This is a genomic window from Streptomyces sp. NPDC037401 (genome assembly GCF_055602345.1).
In genome coordinates, this window is the sequence record NZ_JBVJWO010000004.1 from 112,959 (window position 1) to 116,279 (window position 3,321).

3 protein-coding genes and 1 pseudogene are annotated in these 3,321 nt (G+C 73.9%); 1 reads left to right on the forward strand and 3 read right to left on the reverse strand.

Annotated features, from left to right (window positions below; all coding sequences use genetic code 11):
* Nucleotides 1-96: 96 nt before the first annotated feature.
* From ACZ7H1_RS04765 to ACZ7H1_RS04775, 3 genes are read right to left on the reverse strand one after another with little or no spacing between them, the layout of a single operon-like run.
* A complete protein-coding gene (locus tag ACZ7H1_RS04765; protein WP_470783746.1) occupies nucleotides 97-825 on the reverse strand; it encodes an anti-sigma factor in 729 nt (242 codons plus the stop codon).
* On the reverse strand, nucleotides 822-1,397 hold the full coding sequence (locus ACZ7H1_RS04770; protein WP_470783747.1) for a sigma-70 family RNA polymerase sigma factor: 576 nt from the start codon (nucleotides 1,395-1,397) through the stop codon (nucleotides 822-824). The genes ACZ7H1_RS04765 and ACZ7H1_RS04770 overlap by 4 nt, the downstream gene beginning before the upstream one ends.
* Before the next feature lie 60 nt (nucleotides 1,398-1,457).
* On the reverse strand, nucleotides 1,458-2,459 hold the full coding sequence (locus ACZ7H1_RS04775) for a DUF1996 domain-containing protein (RefSeq protein ID WP_470783749.1): 1,002 nt from the start codon (nucleotides 2,457-2,459) through the stop codon (nucleotides 1,458-1,460).
* 143 nt (nucleotides 2,460-2,602) lie between these two features.
* On the opposite strand from ACZ7H1_RS04775, the pseudogene ACZ7H1_RS04780 reads away from it, so the two are divergent.
* A pseudogene (locus ACZ7H1_RS04780) lies at nucleotides 2,603-3,202 on the forward strand (helix-turn-helix domain-containing protein); the annotation flags it as partial.
* Nucleotides 3,203-3,321: the final 119 nt, after the last annotated feature.

Consider the following 3,321-nt stretch of genomic DNA (forward strand, 5'->3'; position numbering starts at 1 on the left):
CAGGGAAGGTGCTTGGGGGAAACCAAAAAGCCCGAGACCCCGGGGTTGCTGGGGGGCCCCGCCCCCCCCCCCCCCCGCTCGTGCACGGTGCCGGCGTCACACGGGGACGGTGACGAACCTCCGTCCGGACTCGTTCTCGACGACCACCGATGCCACGTCCGCGGGGTCGACCGCCGCCGAGCCGTCGAGGGACGCGCCCTTGCCCTCGCCGTTGGCGGCGGAGCCCACGACCCAGCTGCCCGCGATGGTCCGGCCGCCGTCCCGGGCGACGACCACGAGCCGGCAGCGCTCGCCCGGCGCGATCCCGGTGACCGCGGCGTTCACCCGCACCCACCGGGTCGCGGGGGTGACCTTCAGGGTCATCCGGGCGCCCGTACCCGGATCGGTGGCCGAGGCCACCTTCGTCCCCGGCACCGGGGCCGGCGGACTCACCGGCTGGGTCCGGGCCGGCGGCCGGGCGACCGGAGCGCCGCCGTCCGCCGGGTCGGCCCCGACGCGCGTACCGACCCAGAACACCGCGGCGAGCGAGGCCGCCGCGGCCAGCCCGGCGACCGCCCAGGTCCGGGTGTGCATCCCCGTCCGCTCGGCGCGCGCCCGCCGCAGCGTGCGCTGGAGCAGCAGGTCGCCGCCCTCCGGGGGACCCTCCAGGAACGCCTCCTCCGGGACCTCGCCGAGCGCCGCCACCATCTCCCGCAGCTCCTCCAGTTCCGCGGTGCACTGCGTGCAGGACTCCAGGTGCTCCTGGAGCCGCAGCGTGTCCGGTTCGTCGAGTGCGCCGAGGGCGTAGGCGCCGAGCAGCTCCTCCTCGTGCCGCTGCCGGTTCATGCCACCACCTCCTGCCGTCCGGCGGGCCTGTCCTGACCGCCGGCCTGTTCTTCGTGCGTGAACAGTTCACGCAAGGCCCTGAGGGCGTAATGAGACCGCGACTTGACCGTCCCGGCCGGGATGCCGAGCGCGTCGGCCGCCTCCGTCACGCTGCGCTGGCGGAAGTACAACTCCATGAGCACGTCCCGGTGGTCCGGCGAGAGCCGGTCCAGGGCGCCCAGGACGGCCATGGAGTCGACCACGGAGTCCGCGTGGTCCGGTTCCGTGGGCGGACTGGACGGCGAGTCGCCCACCTCGACGGGGCGGATCGCCTTCGCCCGGTACCGGTCGGTGACGATGTTGCGCGCCACCGTCAGTAGCCAGCCCCGCACCGAGCCCTTGCCGTTGACCATCACCTCTGGGTGTTTCCAGGCGCGGATCAGCGTCTCCTGCACGACGTCCTCGGCGGCGGCCCGGTCGCGGGTCAGCCTGGTCGCGTACGACAGCAGCGCGTTGCCGTGTTCCTCGTACAGCGACCTGATCAGTACCTCGTCGGCCGTGCTCCGCCGAGCTCGTGGCCACAGTCCGGCCATCTCACCCTCTCCGTCCCTTGACGTGCTTCGTGGGATACACGGGTGAACCGACGGTGTGGTTCACGCTTTCGGAAGATTCAGTGCGCGGACCAGCCGGGCCATCTGTGCGTCCGTCATGACGTTGACGAACATGGCGTGATCCGTCCGGGGGCTGTGGCGCTGCTCCGGGAAGGAGTCGAGCGCGATGGGCGCGTCCGCCGACACGTCGTACGCGAGCGAGATCCGAAGCCGCGGCACCGGGAAGGTGCCCGCCGGGCACACCCCTGCCGGGGAGGGGAAGACCAGGTGCGCGCGGTGCCCGGGGCTCTGCGTGTCCAGGCCGTTCCAGCAGCTCGGGAAGTCGAGGGTGCGGGTGATCCGGTCGTCCTGCGGGCAGCGCGGGTACTCCGTCGTCGCCCGGTCCGGGAAGCCGGTGCAGCCCCAGCGGGCGCGTACGTCGGCGTCGCCGCCCTCCGTGTACGCGACGGCGTTGCCGGTCATCGCCCGCAGGAACCGCGGCATCGGCACGACGTCGCTCGACGGGTTGCCGTGGAACTGCACCGAGACCGCCGCCGGCCGCAGGATCTCCCCGGCGTTCCCGTGGCCCGCCGCGGCCCGCTCGTGGGCCTGCCGGCCCGGTCGGTCCGTGCGGCGCAGCACCGGCCAGTAGTAGGTGGAGCGGTCCCCGCCCGCGCACGTCGTCGGCGCCGCGGCCAGGCCGGCGTCGGTCGACAGGGCGTCGGTGGAGAGGTTCCCCACGTAGGCGTGGGTGTGGTGGGCGCCGCCGCGCAGACCTGGGGAGACGACGAGGTTGTCCTCGTTGTAGTGGCCTTCCTCGTTGCGGCCGCAGTCCACGCTCACCACGGGCACCCGCGGCTCGGGCGGCCCGGGGGGCACCTCCAGGATGTCCACGCGCCGGCCGGCGACGCCGTCGGCGCCGGTGCCCTGGGAGTCCGGGCCGAGTGCTCCGGAAGCGCCGACGAGGGTGCACGCCAGCACCCCGCCCAGTGCCAGGAAGACGAGGAAGACGAGGGTGCTGCGGGCGCCGGGGTTGCTGCGGTTGCCGGTCGAGGGTCGAGCCATGGGCGTACGGTGTCCCGCCGGCCCGGGGCCCGTCAACCACGGACGGTGCCCGCCGGGCGACGCACGGGGTTTCCCCGGCCGGCCTTTTGCCTCAGAGGCAAGACGGCTTGCCGCCGAGGCAAGACTCTGGCTCAATCGGTGGCATGAACACCGGTCCTGCCCCCGGTCCCGGCCCGGACCCCGCGTCCGCTTCCGGGCCCGGTGACGAGCCGCCCGTGGTGGCCCCGCAACTGCGCGACCTGCGCCGCCGTACCGGCCTGACGCTGGAAGCCGCAGCGGCCCGGGCCCGGATGTCCCCGGCGCACCTGTCCCGCCTGGAGACCGGCCGGCGCCGGCCGTCGCTGCCCATGCTGCTCGGACTCGCCCGTGCCTACGGTACGACGGTATCCGAACTGCTGGGAGAGGCGCTCCCGGCTGCCGACCCGGTCGTCAGGGGCGGCGGCGCGGGTGCCCGCGAGGCGGACGGCTGGACGTACTGGCAGGCGGGCGGCCCGGGGCGCGGCATGCAGGCCCTGCGCGTTCAGGTGCCGTACGGCCGGAGCCAGGGCGAGCTCGTACGCGTGCATCCCGGCGAGGAGTGGCTGTACGTGCTCAAGGGCGGGCTGCGCCTGCACCTGGGCGATGCCGAATACCGCCTGGAACCGGGGGACAGCGCCCACTTCGACTCCCTGACCCCGCACCGGATCGCCGCGGCCACGGCCGGCGGGACCGAGCTGCTCTTCGTCCACACCCTGCTGCAGAGCACCGGGGGGGGGGGGGGGGTGGGGGGGGGGGGGGAGGGGGGGGGGGGAGGAGGGGAGGGGGGGAGGGGGGGGGGGAAGACAAAGCAGGAAGAAAAAAAAGACAAAAAAAAAAAAAATCC

Bases quoted from the DNA above. Each gene is read 5' to 3' on its own strand.
- ACZ7H1_RS04765 (WP_470783746.1), bottom strand. From the start codon at position 825: ATGAACCGGCAGCGGCACGAGGAGGAGCTGCTCGGCGCCTACGCCCTC.
- ACZ7H1_RS04770 (WP_470783747.1), bottom strand. From the start codon at position 1,397: ATGGCCGGACTGTGGCCACGAGCTCGGCGGAGCACGGCCGACGAGGTA.
- ACZ7H1_RS04775 (WP_470783749.1), bottom strand. From the start codon at position 2,459: ATGGCTCGACCCTCGACCGGCAACCGCAGCAACCCCGGCGCCCGCAGC.